Raw genomic sequence first — 21,304 nt, 5'->3', positions numbered from 1 at the left:
TTATTTGTCTTCTTAATCATTGCATTTAGTGTAGCTTCTTTAATTGCAATTCAGCAGCAAGGAAGTTTCCTTGCTTTTATAATATTTAAACTGTTTTAATAACTACTTCTTTTGAATAATGTTCACCTTTAAGGTTATCTCTTTCAACATGAATAATTTCAATTTTTTCATTTCCTTGTGTATGCAAGCCATGTTTTTGTCCACGACGGAAACCTTTAATTAAACCTTCTAATTCTTCTAATGAATTAGCTTTTGCAATGACTTCATTGCTAGATAATAATTTTGCTTTGTATTTATACATTTTATCTCCGTTTCTATGTATATTATATTATATCTTAGCAAAGATTGGATTTATAACAACAAATAATTAAGATAATTTAACTAAGATTACGAAAATAATATGAAAATAAAATTTTTGTTTGTGTAAATATAATATAGAATTTATCTATGAAAAAGAATAAACGAATATTTTGATTACTATCATCATTAGCAACTGCTCCTATTTTAGCAGTTGCTTGTGCTAATAAAACACAAGAAAAACCAAGAAAAGAAATTAAAGAAACTCCGATTGAAATAAAAAAACCTGTCGATACACCACCTAATCAGCAACACAGCAATCCATCAAAAATACAAGGTAATCCAGAAACTCATGAACCAAAAAATGATGAATCATCAACTCCTAAACCAAAAACCCCAGTTTCAGATAGTCAACAGCAGCAACAACAACCAATTGATAAACCAAAGAACGATGAGACTTCAAAAGATGTTAAAACACCAGATAACTCAGAAAACAAAACTAATCCAGATTCAAGTAAGCAAAGCGAACAAGAAACAAGAGAAATCGAAAAGCACCCTGATACATCTAAAAGCAACCCACAGCAATCAATAATGAAAAATGATTTTTCTGATGTTATAAACTTACAAAAAAATATCACTATAACTAATGCAAACAAATTCTATAAAGAACACGATTCTGCTGCTGCATGATTAAAATTAAAAGCTGAAAAAAGCAATTTACTCAGCATACTAAATATTAATAATGAACTTCAGAATAAATATAATGTAACCTTCACTGATACGAATAATGATTTTTATACAAACCAAAATAATGGAACAATAAATAATATTGCGTTAACATTTACTACTAAAAATCCAAATATTGAAGAAAAAACTTTAAGATTCAATATAAATGGTTTTAAAGTAAATAATTCTACATCAAAAACAAACCAAAAAGAAAGTTTTTTAAGCAAAAAAACACTTACTGATAAGGTAACTAGACTCTTTCCATCGTTGCTTGCATATATGTTAATGTATACAGAAGATCCAAATAAATATAATGAATTACAAATGCAGGCAAAAGAAGGTGAAACAATTATTAATTTTGAACAACTATTTAATAAAAATACTAGCTTATTTACAAATGGGGTGGCTTCCTTAAATCATTCATTAAAAACACAGTTTTTAGAAAAAAATAAATCATTAGAAAACTTATATGAATATAAAATTACAGGTGTTAAATTCAACGATGAAGCAGGAACCTTAGGAATTCAAGTATTAATCGAAAATCAACATGATAATCATTCAAATGAAGCAAGTATTAATCAAGAATTTGAATTTAATGGTTTAAGAAAACTACAAAAAGATGTTAATATGCAAAACGATATAGTTTCTTACTTTATTACAGCAGCAGACTTAACATCAATTATTACACAAAACAATAATTTAAAACAAACAATTGACAAGCATAAAAATCCTAGTTCAGATATAGATATCACAAGTGAAATAGGTGACGTGCAACTTGCTCTTATCACTAAAAAGATATTTGATAAATTATTAGTTGATGTAACTGATCCATTAGGTGCATATAAAGTGACGTATGCTTCATTAAACACTAAAAATTACATCGGTTTACAACAAGGATTTGTGTTATATCCATACTTTAGTAGACTTAATCAAAATATAAATAGTTCCGCATCTGATAAAACAATTCAAAATATGAAAGTTATAATTAAAAAATCAACTACAAATGGATACAATGTAACTTTTAATTTTGATGTTATCACACCTATAGGAGTAAGAAATTCATATAGTGATCTTTCTGATAACGGCTATGATGAAGAAAAAAATATTGTTCATCACGTAATTGGTTCAGTAAGATTGGATGCACTTGAAAAACGCTAAATCTGTCTTTTCAAAAAATACTAGTATTTTAAAATATTCGTTAGCTATTACTAATGTAGGTTTATGAACATCTGAATTAGATTTAGTTAATAAGTGATTTAGAAATAAGCAAGAAAATTTACTGGATTTAGGTTGTGGAGCAGGTAGAACATCATTTAATCTACAAGAATTAGGATATCAAAATATCTATGCTATTGATATTTCAAAAGAAATGGTTGATACAGCATTGCAAATAGCAAAATTGCTCCCTAATAATACAATTCGATTTAAATATATGGATGCTTGTGATTTAATTTTCCCAAACAACTTTTTTGAATATACTTTCTTTTCTTTTAACGGTTTTATCGGAATACCATCTGAAAAATCTCGTATTCTGGCATTAAAAGAAATTTATCGTACATTAAAACCAAACGGAATCTTCATCTTTACAGCACACCTAAGAGATGAAGAAAAATATAGACAAAGATTAAAACTAGAAAACATTCAACAAACTCAGGAATTTAAAATTGAAAGCAAAGGAGACTTAATTTTTAAAAACGAAGATGGTTTTTATGATTTCTTTCACCTTTATAATAAAGATGAACTGGTTAATTTGCTAACTGAAAATGGTTTTGAAGTCATTTCTATAATAAATAGAGATGAAAGTTATAACGAAACAAAAGAAGTTATAGAATTTGCTGATAATACTTACTTTTGAATATGTAAAAAAGTTTAAACCACTAGTGTGGTTTTTCTTTTATCGCTTGCTCATAGATATTTTCGATATCCTTAAGAGTTCTTGTAATTTTTAAATCCTCTAATTTAAAATCTACTTTATAACCTGATCCTGTTGTCCTTTTACTTGTTTGTTCTTTGCCTCTAAAATGAATATTTTGAATCTTACCATTAATTTTTACTGTCCCGTATTTTATAACTAAATCATTTTTAACTTTTTGCAAACCAAACTTAAAATCATCTTTATGGATAAAACTTATATATAAGTCATTTGGTGCAATATCCAAGAATGCTATAACATCCCAAGACTTATTTTCTTTAATCCCTTCATGTTGAAATTTCTTACTAACATCCAAGGTAGCGGTTTTTATTTCGATTTTAACTCCATCTACTACTATATCTCAATCACCGAATCCATCTTGTTGATAGATAACTTCCTTATTTAATTCCTTAAATATAGTTGTAAAAAACTTTTCTCCAACTCTACCTCTTTGATCAATTTGGATTTTTCTTATACTTGCAAATTTATCCGTTAATTTTCAAGGATGCTTATTAATTTCTTCATCAATTAATTCAATCAATTCTTCATAAATACTTTTAATCATTTTTTATCCGTTCTTCAATAGCATCAATAATAAGTTGTGTTCTAAGATTATTAGCAGAGTTTGTCGATTTAAAACTTTTAGATTTTCAATCAACACTTTCAATTATTTTTTGTATTCTTTGTTTTTCTTTTAAAATAACAATACCATATCCTCGATTATGTGGTAATTTAGAAAAACTTGTTTCTAAACTAACTTCTGAAAATGTTGTAGATGGTAGATAATAATCACACTTATCCAACATTTTAACATTTCTTTTTGAACTCGGTGTAGAGCCATTACTTAAAGAATATACTTTTATCCAGTCACTAACTTTTTTGGGTGGTTTAATTGGTTTTACACTATGAGATGGTAGTTTTGTTCATATCTGAAAAATACTTTTAACATTAATAATCTTGTTATTTGGATAATGAAATTTGTCATCATTTACCTTAAATTCTGCTGCTAAATAAAAATTCTTGTTTATTCTTAGCATCGGTGATCCTTTACCATTAGAATTAAAGAGTGGAGGTAAAATAAAACATATAAAGTCACAAAATTTTGCTGCATGATTAATAAACTGTAAAGCAAGTTGTCCACGAAGTCCAAAGGGTGGATTTCCAATAACAATGTTTCTTTCGTTTTTAGGATAATATTCTAATCAATCCTGTTTGATAATACTCTCTATTTGTGGTTCAATATCAAATGCATAAGTTTGATTAAATAATTCCTTAGGAAAATTATTAGAAAAACTCCCATTTCCAGCCGATGGTTCTATTAAGTCATATTCTTTTAAGTCTATATCATAGTGTTTTTTAATAAATTTAACCGTTTTTTCAATCATTTGTTTAGCAACCTTTACTGGCGTAAAAAACTGATCCATATTTTTATAATACTGCTGCTCATTAAAATCAGCTTGATATTTATGATTTAAAAGTTTATTTATATGGTTAAAGTAGTTGCTTGGTACTTCTTGTTTTAAAATTCAACGATTTATTGTCCCAGTATGTAGGTTTCATAACTTTGCTATATCATTTATCGAATGTAAATTCAATATTTCGCTTTTGAATACATGGTATAAGTGTTTTTTATCCATATTATTTTAATCCTAATAATTTATCCACACGATCTAGCAAAGAATCTAAATCCTTTTCTTTTTCTTTAACTTTTTCTTCAGATTTTTTTATATTTTCATCGTGTTTTTTTATTGTTTTAACACTAAAATCACTTAATGGATCAATATTTTCTTGCTTCTGAATATCATTGATAAAAATATGTTGAATATTATTAAAATCTATATAACTTGTTTTTTCTTTTATTTCTATATATCCTAAGTATTTAATTAAATTATGTTCTATGGATTGGATTAGTAATTCTTGTTTTCTGCTAATATTTGCAACTTTGATATTAGCACCTAATTCCTTGATTCCTGCTATTTTTTTTCCTTTTACTAATTTAGATGTCATAGGTATTTTTGAGCCCTTTATTTTGCTTCAATAACCTTGTTTTGAAACAAATAAATATTCATCTTCTAAATTAATTATTCTAAAATCACTAACTTTATCACTGAGTGACAAATAAACACCTTTTATCCCTTTTGCTTTGGTTCCATAAGTATTAATTTCTATTTCAGGATAGCAAGTTATTAGTGATTCATCGGAAACTATTAAAAGATGGTTTTGGTTATTTGATAAATAAGCACCAAGCATAATATCATTATCAATTAAAGACATTGCTACATAAGTTTTATTAACTCTTTGGACAGCAAAATCACTTAATTTGGTTCTTTTGAAAAATCCGTTTTTGCTTCCAGTGACAATAAATAAATCAGAATTTCAATCTGCTACTTCAATCACAGAGACAATCTTTTCATCTATTTTAAGGTTGAAAAATTCTTTTAAAGATGTTCCATAATCTTTTCATTTATTTTCAGTTATTTTATGAATAGGTAGAATTATGTAATTACCTAAATTAGTAAACACTAGTAAATTATGCATTGTATTCATTTTAGATATATGAATAATGTTGTCATCTTCTTTAAGATAATAATTGCTTAAATTATTATTTTCTTGTGTTTTTTGACTAAATCTTTTAATATAGCCATTTTGCGAAACACAAATATAAACATCTTCTTCTTTAATTAAGTCGGTTTCTTTATGTGAAAAATCAAAACTTTCAGTTTCTATCAAGGTTTTTCTCGGACTAGCAAACTCTTTTTTAATTTCATTAAGTATTTTTATAATAAAATTATTAAATTTTTGTGGATCACTAAGCAATTGTTCAATATGAGCAATTTCTTTTTCTAAATCTTCTTTTTCTTTTAAATATGCCTGTTTATCTGTCTTACTTAAACGGTATAATCTTAACTCAGCAATTGCTGTTGCTTGAATTTCACTAAATGCAAAATAATGAATTAGTTCTTTTATCACACCTGCTTTTGAACCTTCTGATTGACGGATAACTTTAATAACTTTATCTGTAATTTCAGAAACTTTAATAAAACCTTTAACAATTTCTAAACGTAATTTGTTCTTTGTTAAATCATATTGCAATGTCTTGGTTTTTATATTCTTAACTTGCAATGAATAACTTTCAAGCATATCTAATAGAGATAAAAGTTTAGGTTGATTGTTTTGAATTACAGTATTATTATATGAATAAGAAACCTTAAGTTGTGTTTTTTGGTATAAATATGATAACACACTTTGTTCATTAACACTTGGGTGCATCGTAATAAGAATATTTATTCCATTTCGATCAGATTGATCCTTAATTTCAATTACCCCATCGATTTCACCTTTGTTAATTAATAAATCAATTTCATATACCAATGCTGATTTAGCAACTCCATAGGGAATCTGTGTAATTTCTATATACTTATAATTATCTTTTGTATATAAATTACATTTACTATATAAATGTATTTTTTCTTTTGGATTATTACCAAATTCAAAAGCATCATTAATCCCTTTGATTCCTTTGATAATCCCACCTGTCGGAAAATCTGGTCCAAAAATGTATTTTTGAACTTCTTTTAAGGTTATATAAGGCTTTTTGATTTTTGCAATAGTAGCATCAATGACTTCACCAAGATTATGTGGTGGTAAATCAGTAGCCATACCAACAGCAATTCCTTTTGCTCCATTCACTAATAATGTAGGGAAAATTGATGGTAGCACAGCAGGTTCTTGCTCACTATCATCAAAGTTAGGAATAAATGCAACAGTATTCTTTTTTAAATCATTTAAAATATATTGACATACTTTTGATAATCTTACTTCGGTATAACGCATTGCAGCAGCAGGATCATTATCTATAGACCCAATATTTCCATGCATATCAAGTAGTGGGATATTTGATTTTCAAGACTGTGACATATTAACCATCGCTTCATAAACCGATGAATCACCGTGTGGGTGGTATTTACCAATAACATCACCTACTACTCTAGCTGATTTTTTATAAGGTTTATCATAATCAAGACCTAATCCATACATTGAATATAAAATCCGTCTTTGAACGGGTTTTAACCCATCTTTAATATCCGGTAATGCTCGTTGTTGGATAACATATTTTGCATAGCGACCAAATCTTTCTGCCATTATTTTATCTAATGATTCATTGATTATTTTATCTATAATTGCTTTTTCAGTTGCACTCATATAACTCCTTAATTCTTTAATTATATAATTTATTCATGTATTTTATTAAAAACAACAATTCCATAGAGTTGTTGTTTTTATGTAAGTCTTTGCTTAATTTTTATCTAGGTTTTTTCTTTTACCTAAAAAACCAAAGATCTTTTTCATTCAACTTGGCATCGATTCTGCATTTGGATCTGGTTCGCGAAGCAACAAGGTACCAAGTACAGAAATCAATCCAAAGACAATAATTAAGATAAACTGAATTATTGAATATTTAAGTGTATTTGGATCAACTTGTCCTGCAGCAACTGGATTTACACTCTTACCAATTAATGTAACAGCTGAAATAATAATTAATCCAACTGTAAACATTAAGTATCCAAATCCTCAAATTAAACTAAACATTCAACCAATGGTTTGTGGGTCACGTTCTGGATATTCGTGTGGTAGATTAAGCATAACACCTTGAATTCCTCAAAGACATAATCCGGTGATAAATGCGAAAATGTAGAATATTACTTGTGAACCAATGCTTCCGTTTGAAGGAACAATTCATTTGGTAAATACAACCATTGAGAATATGTAAAATAATATTCCGAATGTTAGAGCAAATACTTGATAAAGTTTACGTTTTAATTTAAATCTTGATCAAAGCCCGATTGTAATAGGACCTAAAAACACTGCTGCTCAATAAATAACTAATCAAATATTTATTAGTTTTTCTAAAGGAGCAGAAGCAATTTCTTTTGTTGCTTTATCAAAGTTTCTAAGTGTTGTTAAATCAATAAATAATCTTTTAGATAAAACTTGTGGAAGTACTACTGCGCATAATCATCCACCATAAACTAAAATTCAAATGTATGTTTGCTTTTTCTTCAAATACATTCATAAAAATACGAATGGATTAGGTTCTTTTGCTCGCTCTTGTGCTGTTTTAATTCCGAATCTAGAACCAACAAAAATGAAAATAAGCAATGGTATAATGTTTAATGCACTAATTACAGTAAAAATGATTTGTCATGCACTTTTTACATCATTAGGATTTGCTGCCAAAAATGTTACAACTGTAATAATTGAACCAAGAGGGAAGAATCAAATTCCAAATTGTGAAACTATTGATTTAGTTTTTGCATTAAAGAATCTAGCAACAACTGGTTGTGTAAGAATTATCAACATTGTTCCACCAATAGCCATCAAAGTTCTAAAGATAACAAAACCTACATATCCACCTTGAGAAGCCGGAAAAATTCATTGCGCTGGAATACCTATTAAAGTCAAAATAAATGCTATAATAACTGTCCAACGATGTGCTAATCTAGTTAAAATAACAGCAACTAATATTGAACCAATCCCGCGACCAATCGTAATACCTCAGTTAGTTGCTTGATTAGTTAGCTGAAATGCAGCATTATTTTCTATATTAAAATGTCCTAGAACTCCAGGTGTGCCTTTTCCTCCACCATTAAGCAATCCACTAAAACCAAAATTTACAACAAACAGTGTATAACCAAAAGAAATTGAAATTCATAATAATAATCCATAGAATAACTTTTTCTTAGGTGACATACTTTCGATGTTATCTAAATGTAACATCTTTAATATCGTTTGCATAATACACCCTTTCTGAGTCTTAAACTCTATTAAATTATAAATTGAAAATTATAAATTAAAATATTTTTACATATTTATAATATTTATTTTGCATATAATGTAAAAATATTTGCACATTTATTAGTCTGTTTTATTTTTAAGACTATTATTTAGCAAAAACTGGATTTAATGTGGATAACTTCAAAGTTATTCACAAGTTGATTCAATTTATATGAATATAATTTAGATAAAATAAATTATTGTATAATTAAACAAATATAAGGTAAGGTATCAATGAAATCGAAGCAAAAATTATGATTTTTTATTACATCAGGAATATTATTATTTGTCTTAATAATTGTCCTCTTAATAGTCTTTATTAAATTGCAACCACAAAAATGACATCTTATTTTAATAGTTATTGCTCTTTTCTTTTCTTTAATCTTAATTACTTTGATTTTATATTTTGCAATTATTAACTTTGCAAAATCACGTGAACTAGTAAAGCATTCCTTTAATCGTTTTGTTGAAAAAATAATGACTAATAACTCAATTGGTTTAATTATTTATGATACCTCTGCTGAAGTAATTTGGATTAGTGAATTTATTAAAAATAACTTTCATAATGATTTCATTGGACTAAAAATTACAGATGCAATCGAAAAAATTGATGCAAGTGTTAAAGGTAAAATTAAATATAATAACTCAGAAAATATAATTTTACAAAACAATAATAATTATTATGAAGCACAATTTTGACCATTAGATAACACAGTTGTAATACGAGATACCACTATTAAAACATTATACAAAAAAGAACTACACGAACAAAAACCAGTTATCGGTGAATTGGAAATAGATAACTACAGCCACTACCAAGCAGTTTTCTCTGAAGAACAACTTTTTAAAATTAATAAAGTTATTATTGATGCATTAAACGAATCGGTCGAAAAATATAATTTAATTTATCGTCAATATACAAATGGTAAATTTATTATTCTGACTAATGAATTTTCTTTAACAAAACTTAAAGAAACAAATTTTGAAATTTTTACTAAAATCAATGATCGACTTATTGATAAAGAAGTTACAAAACTTTCTGTTTCTTTAGGCTTAGCAGTAGGTTGAAGTTCATTAGAAACAAAACTTTCACAAGCAAAAAAAGCACTAGTGCAAGCTCAATCACGGGGAGGGGATCAAGTTGCAATCTTCTCTGATATTAGTAAACCACAGTATTTTGGATCATACACCGAAATATTTGCAAATAAAAATCGAACCAGGATTAGTGGTTTAGCACAAATTATCGCAAATAAGCTTAGCGATGATAAAATTAAAAATGTTGTTATTTATGGACATAAATGAGCAGATTTAGATGCAATCGGTTCTGCTTATGGAATATATACAATTGCAAAAGCTTTTCAAAAGGATGCATATATTTCTATTACGACTATGGATAATACAACAAAAAATTTCTTACAAGCAACCAAAAAAAATAATTTATTTATCAAATCTACACAAGCAAATAATTTAACATCTGAAGATTCATTGGTTTTCCTAGTAGATAACTCTGACCCTGAAAGAACAGATAACATTGATGCATTAGTTAATACAAATCGTGATAATGTTTTTGTTTTAGATCACCATAGACTAGGGAAAACTATTGATTTTTGTCCAAAAAGCAATCTATATGTAGATACAACTGCATCTAGTGCATCTGAAATAGTCACCGAAATATTAATGTTTTTATCTTATAAAGTTGATGTTAACAAAGAAGTGGCACAATGGCTTTTAAATGGTATTTATTTAGACACATCACAGTTTTCTAAGTCAGCATCAAAACGTGCTTTTGAAGCAGCTGCATGATTAGAATCGTTGGGTGCTGAACCAAACATTAGTGGTGAACTTTTAAAATATGATGACGAAACAGCAAAAAAAGTAAAAGCATTGTTAGAAAATATCCTTGAAATTAAAGATGGATATTATCTTGCTTATTCAAATCAAGAAGCATCAAATGATGTTATCTCAATAGCTGCAAATGAAGTACTAAAAGTGCGTGGTCGTCGTGCTTCATTTGTAGTAGGTAAATTACCTAATTCTAAAAGATATAAATTAAGTGCGCGCGGAATTGATACAAACGTACAAGTAATTGCAGAAATGGTCGGTGGAGGTGGACACTTTGCAACCGCTGCAGCAGAATCTGATGAAGATTTAGAAACATTCGCAAATAACATAAGACATGCAATTACAGTTGCTGAAAGGACATAATATGAAAATAATTTTATTAAAAGATTGTAAAGATGGTAAAGCTAACACTATCATCGATGTAGCCCCCGGATATGGAACAAATTTTCTAATTCGTAAAGGATTAGGTGTTGCACTTAATGTTCAAACAAAAGTACAATTAGAAAAGAGACTTAATGATTTAGTTGCTAACGAACACGAAAATCGCACCAATGCATTAAGACAAAAAGAAAAACTTGAAGATATAACCTTAAAATTTCAATTAACAGCAAATATTGATGCTAATTCAAATTTAAATGTACATGGTTCGGTTTCTACAAAAGATGTTGATAAAGAACTCAAGGAATTAGGATTTAAACTTCCAAAGCATTCTTTGCAAAAAATTCATTTAATTTCCGATGGAAATCACGAAATCGATGCTACATTATACAAAGACATTGTTGCTAAAATAAAAATTCAAATTATAATTAATGTTAAAAAATAAATTTAAAAAGTCTTTTTATAAAAATTTTGAAGATCTAAAAATTAAAGCCTACAATAATACATTATTTGCTGATAAGAGCGTTGAACGTGAAACGCTTGCACTTATTTTAACAGATGATGAAAAGCAACATTTGGGTTGTGATTATTTAGATATTGACGACTTTTTTATTCCTGAGCATAAGCAACTTTTTGACTTAATCAAATACAAACGTAGCAAATCTTCTCCTCATCCTACTTTTTACGGTTACATTGAATTGACTGAAACATTAGAATCTGATGTTTCACTAAGAAATCGTTATTCATTAGTAAATGAAGCCTTATTAAGTTCCCTTTCTACACAATTTAATAATCAATCTAATTTTAATTATAATGTTGAAAAACTAATTGAATTAACCCGTTTACGTGCATTAGAAGTTTTTTATGGAGAAAGTTTACAAGCATTTAAAACTAATAACGAAATTTCTTGGGAAAACTCATTAAATGACTTTGAAACATTTATTATTACACATAATGAGCGGGGATTAAAAAACAGTTCGTTTATTTCATTAAATGATGCAACAGATATTTTTATTGAAAAACTTGAACAAATGATTCAAAGTGGTGATGTTGATGCAGCATCAGTTTTTAGTGGTTTTGATGCAATTGATCAATATACCAAAGGATTCAAACCAGGTCAATTTGTCGTATTAGGAGCTCGTCCGGGGGTAGGAAAGACTGCATTAGCATTAAACATTGCTAAAAATATTACAAAAGACCCAAACAAATCATGTGCTTTTATTTCACTGGAAATGCCCGTGCATGAATTAGTTTCACGTTTTTATGCATCTATTTCAAATATCGAATTGAATAAATTACAAAACCCTAAATTTTTAAAGCACGATGACTTTATGAAATTACGAAATATCGCTGCTATTACCAAGGAACAGTCTAATTTATATTTTGATGATGTTGCTACAAGCAAAATTCAGGATATCATTTGAAAAATAAAGCAACTGAATAAAGATTTAAATGGTGGTTTAAGTTTTGTAATTGTTGATTATCTGCAACTTGTCAGCAGTGATGGTCATGGTGGTAATCGTAATACTGAAGTTTCTGCTATTTCTCGATCATTAAAAACAATGGCATTAGATCTTAAAATCCCGATTATGGCACTATCACAACTTACTCGTAATGTAGAAAACAGAGAAGATAAACGTCCACAATTAATAGATTTACGCGAATCGGGTAGCATTGAACAAGATGCAGATATTGTAATCTTTTTATCTCGCACTATCTTAGATAAAAAGAAAAATCAAAATAGTAACGATATCACCGATGAATACAAATTAACTGAAGTAACAATCGCAAAAAACCGTAACGGTTCACCTGGTTATGCAGAATTATTATACGAAGGAAGAATTGTTACTTTTAAGGAACACGAATTTAGAAAGGACGAATAATGGACCCTTATTCCACTAGTCAGAATCCTTATATAGGAGTATGATGCATTTTATAGTTTTACCATTTTTACTGCTTCTATTTATTCTATCAGCAATTTATAGTGGTTGCGAAACAGCTTATTCTACTTTTTCAAAAGCAAAAATCTATGAAATGGAAGAAAATAAAGAGCGAGCAAGCAAACTTATTAGCAAGCATACTAAACGTTATAATCGGATTCTGACAACTATTTTAATCGGAAACAACCTAGTTAATGTTATTTCATCAATTCTGACATCGTGATTTTTATCACAACTAATTCCTAACAATAATACTTTATCTATTATTATTTCAACTGCTATTGTAACACCTTTACTAGTTATTTTTGGTGAAATTACACCGAAATTATTAGCAAAAAAATATCCAAAAAAATACTTACAACTTTTTAGTTGATACATCGATGTATGTTACTGAGTTTTTTGAATTTTAACTTGGCCGATTTCAAAAATTTCAAAACAAGTTTATGTAACAAACTCTGAAGAAGATTTAAAAAATATGATTAACCTTGCCCAAAGCGAAGGTGTGCTACAAACTGGAGAAAGTTTACTTGCTAAAAAAGCATTAGATCTAGATTCTACCAAGGTTTTATCTCATTATATAAAACTTAAAGATGTAACAATACTAAATTATCGGTCAACTGTTTCTGAAGCAAAACAAGTATTTAAAGAAACAAATTATTCAAGGATACCAGTTGTCAAAAAAGATGAATTAATAGGAATAGTATTATTGAAAGATATTTTTGATATCGAAAAAGGTCGGATTGAAAAATATGTAAAATCTGTTCCTTTTGTCTCTGCTAATTCAATATTATCATCCGCCCTAGAGAAAATGCGTGCTGCCCGCGCACATATGGCATTTGTTGTAGAAAATAATAATTCACCTGATATTGTAGGAATTATAACTATTGAAGATATTATTGAAGAAATTATTGGTGAAATTTACGATGAATATGATGATGATGAAGAAATTTATGAAATTTCACTTGAAAAATCAAGAGTAAAGGGTAATGTCGTAATGCACGATCTTTTCAAACAACTTGAGCTTTCTGCTGATTTATTAAATGAAAACGAGAAAGAACTTACTTTATATAAATGATTTTCTCAAAAAATACATCGAGATCGTTTATATAAAAAATCACGTTTTGTTTTAGAAAACAAAGTTGTTTTTAAAGTAATTGAAGCACAAAAAGATGATGAAAAAACATTAATAGAAGTGTCCATTATTTAGCCAGCTTTGCTGGTTTTGTTTTTAATAAATAATTTACACTAAATTAATAGATTAATTTATAATATAAAAACAGAGGTATTTTATGTCAAAATTTATATTTATCACAGGTGGTGTTATTTCAGGGTTAGGCAAAGGTGTTGCGGCAGCATCAATTGGAAACCTGCTCAAAGCAAAAGGTTATAGTATTTTTGTTTTAAAATTAGACCCGTATTTAAATGTTGATCCAGGGGTGATGTCACCATTTGAACACGGTGAAGTTTATGTTACTGAGGATGGTGGAGAAACTGATTTAGACCTAGGACACTATGAAAGATTTATTAATGAAAACTTTTCAAAGGATTCGAATTTTACCAGTGGACGTATATTTCAAAACATTCTTGAAAAAGAGCGCAAAGGTGTTTTTAAAGGTAAAACTGTTCAATATGTCCCGCATGTAACTAATGAAATAATTTCTGTTATAAAAAATATAGAAAAAAAATATAACAGTGATTTTGTTATCATCGAAGTTGGTGGTACTGTTGGTGACATCGAATCAAATCCTTTTATTCATGCTTTATCACAAATGGGTTATTCAAATTCTAACGACACTTTCTTTATCCATGTTACATATGTTCCTTTTTTAAAAACATCAGGTGATTTTAAAACAAAACCTACACAGTTTTCAGTATCAACTTTAAAAGGTTTAGGTGTTAAACCTAATATGATTTTACTACGTTCTGATGATTCGCTTCCAAACGAAATAATCAAAAAAGTTGCATATACTTCTTTATTAACCGATGAATATGTGGTTTCTGTCCCTGATTTATCAAATATTTATGATATTCCTTTATATTTAAATAAAAAAAATGTTGCTTCGAATATCTTAAAATATTTTAATATGCAAGATAATCAGGCAAAATTAGATGATTGAAAAGCATTTGCTCGTAAGGTTGCAGCTAACAAACAAAAATCACTTGTAATAAAAATGCTAGGTAAATATACAAGTTTTTCAGATGCATATAAATCAATTAATGAAGCACTAAAAATTTCTGCAATTGATTTAAAAATAGACATAAACTTAGAATATGTTGATTCAAGCACCCTGAACGAAGAAAATATTAAGCAAGTATTATCAAATGCAGATGGAGTTGTTATCCTTCCCGGTTTTGGTATCCGTGGGTTTGAAGGAAAAGTTTTAGCAGCAAAATACACAAAAGAAGAAAAAATCCCTACTTTCGGGATATGCTTAGGAATGCAGGCTATGACAGTCGCACAGGCACGCAAACAAGGTTTAACCGATGCTACTTCTCGAGAATTTGCACAAGGTGAAAACGAAATTTATGTGCTCGATTTTATTAAAGGGAAAAGTGCTAAAGATAATTTGGGTGGAACCTTGCGTCTTGGTGCTTATGAAACTGTATTTAAGCCTAATTCACTCATTAGTAAATATTATAAATCGGATTCTATTTGAGAGCGTCACCGTCATAGATATGAAGTTAATTCAGCATATATAAATAACATCCAAAGTGATGACTTTATATTTAGTGGTTTTCACCCTACTTTAAAACTTGTGGAGACCTGTGAAGATCCAACCCAAGATTTTTATATCGGGGTGCAATATCACCCAGAATTCACTGCACGACCATTACAACCACATAAATTATTTACTCGCTTTTTGCAAAGTGCAAGTAAATTTAAAGATAAAAATGTATAAAAAAGATGCTTTAGTTGATAAGACTAAAGCATTATATGTACATATATATGGAATTAATTTTTTACAAAATATTTATTACAAAATTACTTTTTTTAAATTATAAGTGATAAAAAGTTTGATAATTGTATAGAAAAAAATATAAGAAGTTGTCTATAGTATATGAAAGGTTTAACTATAAACGATTAAAAGCTTAAAAAAATAAAAAATATTATAAATTAAAAATTAAATTAAAATTAAGAATGGTGCACGAGGAGGGACTCGAACCCTCATGCCGTAGAGCACTAGAGCCTAAATCTAGCGTGTCTGCCAATTTCACCACCCGTGCAAGGGTAGTTTTTGTGTAAAAAAACTCGCTTTGGTGCCGTCTATAGGACTCGAACCTACGACCTACTGATTACAAGTCAGTTGCTCTACCAACTGAGCTAAGACGGCATATGGTGGAAGATAAGGGACTCGAACCCATGACATTCGCCTTGTAAGGGCGACGCTCTCCCAACTGAGCTAATCTTCCAAAATGGCAGTCTGTACGGGAATCGAACCCGTGCATGCATGGATGAAAACCATGTGTGTTAACCGCTTCACCAACAGACCATAAATGGCGCCGATTATTGGGATTGAACCAACGACCAACTGGTTAACAGCCAGCTGCTCTACCGCTGAGCTAAATCGGCATTTGCATTTAATAAATTGCTAACTAATTATAGCACAATCAAAAAATAATCAAAATTTGTTTTTTATTTTTTGTCCAATCCTTTGTGTTTATATATTATAACAATAAAATCATTTTCTTTAAATTTTTGATATAGTAAAACACACATAAAATGTGTGTTTTGATGTTATTATACATTTGAAAAAATTGCTCATAGAATCAACACAATAGCAACACCTACAGTTAATCCTATAATCAAAGGTCAAATTAGTCTTACATTTGCTAATTTATTTTTTTTATTTACTTTTTGAATTTCTTGTTTTTCCATAATTTATCCTTGTTTAAATATTATACATTATTTTTGGATAAATACATTTGAAAGAAATTTTTTTGTTTTCTTCTTATTCGCTAATCACTTACTAGTAACAGTCGCCATTGATGCTGCACCTGCTAATAAAAAAGCGTTTTCACTATTTTGATTCTTTAAATAACTTGCAGCAAATATTGAAATCATTGTATCACCTGCACCAGTTGCAGAAACTAAGTCAACCTTTTGTTTAATTTTTAGAGTATAAAAATCTTGCTTTGAATCTAATAAATATGCACCTTTTTCACCATTTGATACTATTACATTTTCAGCACCTAAATTTTGTAATTGTTGCATAGAATGTTTTATATCATGAACTGAATCTGATAAACTAGCAAATATCATCTTTAATTCATCTATATTGGGTTTAATTAAAAATGGTTTAAATTGCAAAAAATTAATAAAATTTGAACTCTCTATATCCAAAACAACCTTTATATTCTTTGAAGAAACAAATTCGAGTATCCTCAATAACAGTTCTTCATCTGCTTTACCCATAAGCATTAAAACATCATCCTTAGTAATTTTATCAAGTTCTTTAAATAACTTGTTTTCTTTGTCTGCATTAATCAATGTTTTTGGTCCGTTGAGTTCAAAATCAGTTGTTTTTCCATAGTATTTAATATTAATGCGAGTTTTTTGTTCTGTTGCTATATTTAAAACATCAAGTTTTTCTTTTGAAAAAGTATCTTTTTGGAACATATCAAAAGTTTGTGAGTCAAAAAATGTTATTGCTTTATTATCAAAACCGTGTCTTTTTAATACTACTGATGCATTTAAACCCTTACCACCAGGTAAAAGTTCGAATTCACCATAACGGTTCACTTTCTTTAAATCAAAATTTTCAGATGTAATGAATAAATCTATTGAAGGTGATAATGTAAGTGTATAAATCATTAATTTACCTTGGTTTTTGTTTTTTAGGGAATTTTTTATTAATATAACTTGCAAGTCAAATAGTACCAGCTGATGCGAATGAACCAGCGATTAATGCTAATAAGAAAAATACTATACCTAATCCTATTGATAAACCAATATTATTACCAAACAATGATGAACGTGCTAAGAAGATAACGAAGATTCCACCGTGTGGAGCAATTATATTAACTCCGAGAGCTGCTGTAATTAAACCAGCAACAACTCCACCGACAATATTTGCAGGAATCATAATCTTTGGATTTTTTGCTGTATACGGAATTGCTCCTTCTGAAATAAACGACAATCCAAAGAGAATGCTTGATCATTTACCTGCATCACGATCTTCTTTTGATCATAATTTCTTGGTAAGAAACATTGACACTGATATTCCAAGTGGAGGCACCATTCCGGCAGCCATAGCGGCAGCCATTGGTATAGAACTTGTTCCTCCAGAAATTGATAATACCCCGAAAATATATGCAGCTTTATTTATTGGCCCACCTAAATCAACAGCCATCATTGCTCCAATGATAATTCCTAATAATCAAGCTAAATATGGTTTGCTTTCAAATAATTTTAAGAATAAATATAATCCCAAGTTAATGTAAATTAAAACTATATTTACACCTCAAAAGATAATTGAAATAGCAAATGTTGAAATTAAAGGCATAAATAAGATGTTCTTAATCCCTTTCATGCTTTCTGGTAATTTACCAAAGACATATTTAGCAAAAACAATTACCATTGCAGCAGCAAAGAATGCACCTAATATTCCACCAATGAATCCGGACCCTGTTTCAAGCACTTTATCTGCATCTGCGCCTGCTGCTTTAATACTTTCACCTAAGAATCCGTATGTTTTAGCAAGTTGCCCACTTGCTATTGCTCCAACTACAAATCCAGGTAGCAATCCTTGACGACCTACAATTGAAAAAGTTATATATGCAGTTAAAATAGGAACTGCCAAACCAAGTCCAATTTTGCCAATTTGGAAAATAATATTTGATACTGGTGCATTAAATCCGAAACTTGATAAAAATTCTTTTGAATTAACATCAGTTCCATTTGATGAGCCAATTATTAAGTCAATAATGAATGCAATCGCAAGCATAATACCACCAAAAATAATAAATGGTAGCATATGAGAAATCCCTGACATCAATGAACGATACATTTTTTTAGCAAATCCATCAAAAGTCATTGCTGCTTCAGTTTGGTTGCTTGGCGCATTTATTCCTTGTAATTTATTTCCTTGCTTATCAAGTATCTTCTTAATTTGTTGCTCTGGTTTATGAATAGCTTTTTGAGTTGATATTTCGATAACATTATCACTATTAGCAAATCTTGATTTTTCAATCTCGCGATCTACTGCTAAAATAACACCTTTAGCATTTTTGATATCATCATCAGTTAGTTTATTATCAATCCCATCAGCTCCTTGTGTTTCAATTTTAATTTTTACATTCATTTGCTTAGCTTGCTCATATAATTTTTCTTTAGCCATAAATGTATGTGCAATTCCAGTTGGACAAGCTGTAACAGCGACAATATCGTAAATATCATCGCTTGATTTTGAATCAGTTTGTATATTTTCAAAACTATCAATTAGGTTTAAAAATTCATCTGCAGTCTTTATTTGTTCTAGTTTATTTATAAAATCTGCTTTAATTAACAAACTTGATAAATTAGCCATAATTTGCATATGTTCGCTTGAACGATCATTTTTAGATAAAACTATTCCAAAAATATATTTGATATTTTGATTATCAATAGAATCTCAATTCAAATCTGAGGTTCTTATAAAAACAAGGGTATTTTTTAAAACAATATCATCTCCTATATGTGGCATTGCGATATGGTCACCTATACCTGTGGATGCTTGATTTTCGCGTTCTTTAAATAATGCTAATGCTTTATCTTTATCCGATACATATCCTTTTTGATAAAGTTCATTTGATAAAAATTCTAATGCTGCATCCTTATTAGCAAAACTTTGATCAAAAAAGATAGTATCTTTTTGTTCGAATAATTTTGTGATTTTCATTTTTCTCCTTTCTTTTTTGTGTATTAAATAATAACAAAAAAGCAAAAAGATGTAATTAATTATTCAAAAATTTGGTGTTTTAACTTATTAGCAAATTTATTTTGTTATATAATTAACAAGTTATAAATAAAGGTATATAAATCGTATATTTACTTTTATATCTATATCATAGACTTAAAAGTAGAATATATAATTTTGTTATTTTTATAATAAATTAATTTTATACCTTTAAATTTATAATAAATAAAGTGTATTTATAAGGAGAAACTATGAAAAAAACAATCTTAACACAAGAGCAACAACTTGATATTCTAAAGCAACAAATGCAATTCTTTATAGATTATATTTTAAGAAGTGAATTATATAGTTTTATTAAAAATAATCGGAAAATTCATGGATCAAAAAATTTTAATTCCAAAAATGGTTTTTACGAGCGTACCCTGAATACACAAATAGGTAAAATAAAAATTTATCATCCTAGACTAAGAACAACTAGGCTTGTTTCAGTTTTTATCCAAAAATATAATCGCGAAAGTCCTGCTTTTTTACCTAATATTTTCTATTCATATGCACACAATGTAAAGAGTTCTGATAAAATAGAATATTTATCTAATATTATGTCTAGTTATGACAAGGAAATTCAAAATAATTTTGCTCATGCTGTTATAAACAATGCCTGCGATTTTATGCAAACACCAATAGAAAAAGTTTGTGATTCGCTTTATTTAAATAAAATAAATATCAAAAATGACTTTGATGATAAATTTAATGAATATTACTATTTAATTACTGAGAACTCTAATAATCATCAGATTATATGTATTTGATTAAATGATGATAAAAACGAAAACTACTGAACAGTAGTACTAAACGACTTAAAACAACGAGGTTTACAAAGAATTAAACATATTTACAGCAATAATCATAGATTCAATAATGAAGCTGTAAATATCTTTGGAAAAGTTGTTGTCCATAATAATTTAGAATAATAAACTACCTAACTACCTAGGTAGTTTATTATTCTAACATCTTTAATAAAGTGTTTTTAAAATTCTGTGAAAGGGTTTGACTAAAATTAAAGAATTCTACTTTTCCGTTCATCTTATTAAGCAAATTATCTTGATTCTTTCAAAATGGCCCATCTGTTATCAAGATAAAATTTACTCCTTTGCTAACTAATTCATTTTTTCTATTTATATAACTATCTATAATCTCAATTGGTTTGGAACCAGAATTTAAGAAGAAATTAACTTCAATATTTAAAATTTTTTCATTTTTAATGAGCATAAAATCACCTATTTTATGTAAAGATTTTATGCTATTTATCTTTTTAAAATTCTGCTGTGAAAACAAATGAACATTATATTTTAAACATATCTTTTTTAGTTGTTGATAACATCTTGCTTCAAATCAATTTAAACAAGGACATAAAAATTAACAGAAAATTAACATTGTATCATCTCGGCATATTGCTGAGGTGATTTTCAATCTAAAAC

The 21,304-nt window shown here is 28.3% G+C and carries 17 protein-coding genes and 5 tRNA genes; 8 read left to right on the top strand and 14 right to left on the bottom strand.

Translation table 4 applies throughout. The features are described from left to right. Positions 1-85: 85 nt before the first annotated feature. Positions 86-301, bottom strand: coding sequence for an MAG6790 family protein (locus ACXYRK_RS03555; protein ID WP_435130013.1), 216 nt, complete (start codon positions 299-301; stop codon positions 86-88). Positions 302-447: 146 nt separating this feature from the next. Here ACXYRK_RS03555 and ACXYRK_RS03550 point away from each other — a divergent pair, with 146 nt between their 5' ends. Continuing rightward, positions 448-2,181, top strand: a complete 1,734-nt coding sequence (locus ACXYRK_RS03550; protein WP_458618102.1) for an LppA-related lipoprotein — start codon at positions 448-450, stop codon at positions 2,179-2,181. Next, on the top strand, positions 2,168-2,896 hold the full coding sequence (locus ACXYRK_RS03545; protein WP_458614243.1) for a class I SAM-dependent methyltransferase: 729 nt from the start codon (positions 2,168-2,170) through the stop codon (positions 2,894-2,896). The genes ACXYRK_RS03550 and ACXYRK_RS03545 overlap by 14 nt, the downstream gene beginning before the upstream one ends. 4 nt (positions 2,897-2,900) lie before the next feature. Here ACXYRK_RS03545 and ACXYRK_RS03540 read toward each other — a convergent pair whose 3' ends face one another. From ACXYRK_RS03540 to ACXYRK_RS03525, 4 genes are all read right to left on the bottom strand, one after another. Then, positions 2,901-3,500 (bottom strand): hypothetical protein, encoded by a 600-nt coding sequence (locus ACXYRK_RS03540; protein WP_458618100.1) that lies wholly within the window; start codon positions 3,498-3,500, stop codon positions 2,901-2,903. Continuing rightward, on the bottom strand, positions 3,493-4,572 hold the full coding sequence (locus ACXYRK_RS03535; RefSeq protein ID WP_458614244.1) for a hypothetical protein: 1,080 nt from the start codon (positions 4,570-4,572) through the stop codon (positions 3,493-3,495). Before ACXYRK_RS03535 ends, ACXYRK_RS03540 begins: the two co-directional genes overlap by 8 nt. A 1-nt stretch (position 4,573) precedes the next feature. Beyond that, positions 4,574-7,138 carry a DNA topoisomerase (ATP-hydrolyzing) gene (locus tag ACXYRK_RS03530; protein ID WP_458618098.1) on the bottom strand — a complete coding sequence of 855 codons (2,565 nt, stop codon included), beginning with the start codon at positions 7,136-7,138 and terminating at the stop codon, positions 4,574-4,576. 93 nt (positions 7,139-7,231) lie between these two features. Continuing rightward, positions 7,232-8,731 (bottom strand): hexose phosphate transporter, encoded by a 1,500-nt coding sequence (locus ACXYRK_RS03525; protein ID WP_435129997.1) that lies wholly within the window; start codon positions 8,729-8,731, stop codon positions 7,232-7,234. Between the two features lie 273 nt (positions 8,732-9,004). Between ACXYRK_RS03525 and ACXYRK_RS03520 the strand changes: the two genes are divergently transcribed. The 5 genes from ACXYRK_RS03520 to ACXYRK_RS03500 all read left to right on the top strand — a co-directional run bounded on the left by ACXYRK_RS03520 (position 9,005) and on the right by ACXYRK_RS03500 (position 15,830). Further along, positions 9,005-10,975: a GGDEF domain-containing protein gene (locus tag ACXYRK_RS03520; protein ID WP_458618096.1), complete on the top strand. Its 1,971-nt coding sequence runs from the start codon at positions 9,005-9,007 to the stop codon at positions 10,973-10,975. A gap of 1 nt (position 10,976) precedes the next feature. Next, on the top strand, positions 10,977-11,435 hold the full coding sequence (gene rplI / locus ACXYRK_RS03515) for a 50S ribosomal protein L9 (RefSeq protein WP_458618093.1): 459 nt from the start codon (positions 10,977-10,979) through the stop codon (positions 11,433-11,435). Next, complete coding sequence (locus ACXYRK_RS03510) at positions 11,422-12,873, top strand: DnaB-like helicase C-terminal domain-containing protein (RefSeq protein WP_458618091.1); 1,452 nt, start codon at positions 11,422-11,424, stop codon at positions 12,871-12,873. Before rplI ends, ACXYRK_RS03510 begins: the two co-directional genes overlap by 14 nt. Before the next feature lie 43 nt (positions 12,874-12,916). Continuing rightward, positions 12,917-14,137: a CNNM domain-containing protein gene (locus ACXYRK_RS03505; protein WP_458597637.1), complete on the top strand. Its 1,221-nt coding sequence runs from the start codon at positions 12,917-12,919 to the stop codon at positions 14,135-14,137. A gap of 82 nt (positions 14,138-14,219) precedes the next feature. Next, positions 14,220-15,830 (top strand): CTP synthase, encoded by a 1,611-nt coding sequence (locus ACXYRK_RS03500; RefSeq protein ID WP_458597638.1) that lies wholly within the window; start codon positions 14,220-14,222, stop codon positions 15,828-15,830. Between the two features lie 240 nt (positions 15,831-16,070). On the opposite strand, the gene ACXYRK_RS03495 is transcribed toward ACXYRK_RS03500, so the two are convergent. The 8 genes from ACXYRK_RS03495 to ACXYRK_RS03460 all read right to left on the bottom strand — a co-directional run bounded on the left by ACXYRK_RS03495 (position 16,071) and on the right by ACXYRK_RS03460 (position 19,808). After that, positions 16,071-16,155 (bottom strand) — tRNA-Leu (locus tag ACXYRK_RS03495). 31 nt (positions 16,156-16,186) lie between these two features. Beyond that, positions 16,187-16,262, bottom strand: a tRNA-Thr gene (locus tag ACXYRK_RS03490). Positions 16,263-16,265: 3 nt separating this feature from the next. After that, positions 16,266-16,341: transfer RNA gene (locus ACXYRK_RS03485), tRNA-Val, on the bottom strand. A 4-nt stretch (positions 16,342-16,345) separates the two neighbouring features. Then, positions 16,346-16,421 (bottom strand) — tRNA-Glu (locus tag ACXYRK_RS03480). Positions 16,422-16,426: 5 nt separating this feature from the next. Continuing rightward, a tRNA-Asn gene (locus ACXYRK_RS03475) sits at positions 16,427-16,501 on the bottom strand. A 168-nt stretch (positions 16,502-16,669) separates the two neighbouring features. Then, positions 16,670-16,807 carry a hypothetical protein gene (locus ACXYRK_RS03470; RefSeq protein ID WP_435129979.1) on the bottom strand — a complete coding sequence of 46 codons (138 nt, stop codon included), beginning with the start codon at positions 16,805-16,807 and terminating at the stop codon, positions 16,670-16,672. A gap of 27 nt (positions 16,808-16,834) precedes the next feature. Further along, complete coding sequence (locus tag ACXYRK_RS03465) at positions 16,835-17,743, bottom strand: 1-phosphofructokinase (RefSeq protein WP_458614249.1); 909 nt, start codon at positions 17,741-17,743, stop codon at positions 16,835-16,837. A gap of 4 nt (positions 17,744-17,747) precedes the next feature. Next, a complete protein-coding gene (locus ACXYRK_RS03460; RefSeq protein WP_458618088.1) occupies positions 17,748-19,808 on the bottom strand; it encodes a PTS fructose transporter subunit IIABC in 2,061 nt (686 codons plus the stop codon). A gap of 269 nt (positions 19,809-20,077) precedes the next feature. Between ACXYRK_RS03460 and ACXYRK_RS03455 the strand changes: the two genes are divergently transcribed. Continuing rightward, positions 20,078-20,797 (top strand): transposase, encoded by a 720-nt coding sequence (locus ACXYRK_RS03455; RefSeq protein WP_458618086.1) that lies wholly within the window; start codon positions 20,078-20,080, stop codon positions 20,795-20,797. Positions 20,798-20,825: 28 nt separating this feature from the next. Here ACXYRK_RS03455 and ACXYRK_RS03450 read toward each other — a convergent pair whose 3' ends face one another. Continuing rightward, a complete protein-coding gene (locus ACXYRK_RS03450; protein WP_458618104.1) occupies positions 20,826-21,227 on the bottom strand; it encodes a DpnII family type II restriction endonuclease in 402 nt (133 codons plus the stop codon). Positions 21,228-21,304: the final 77 nt, after the last annotated feature.

The sequence above is a fragment of the Mycoplasma sp. AC1221 genome (assembly GCF_054353815.1).
This window is presented reverse-complemented; position numbering and strand designations above follow the sequence as displayed.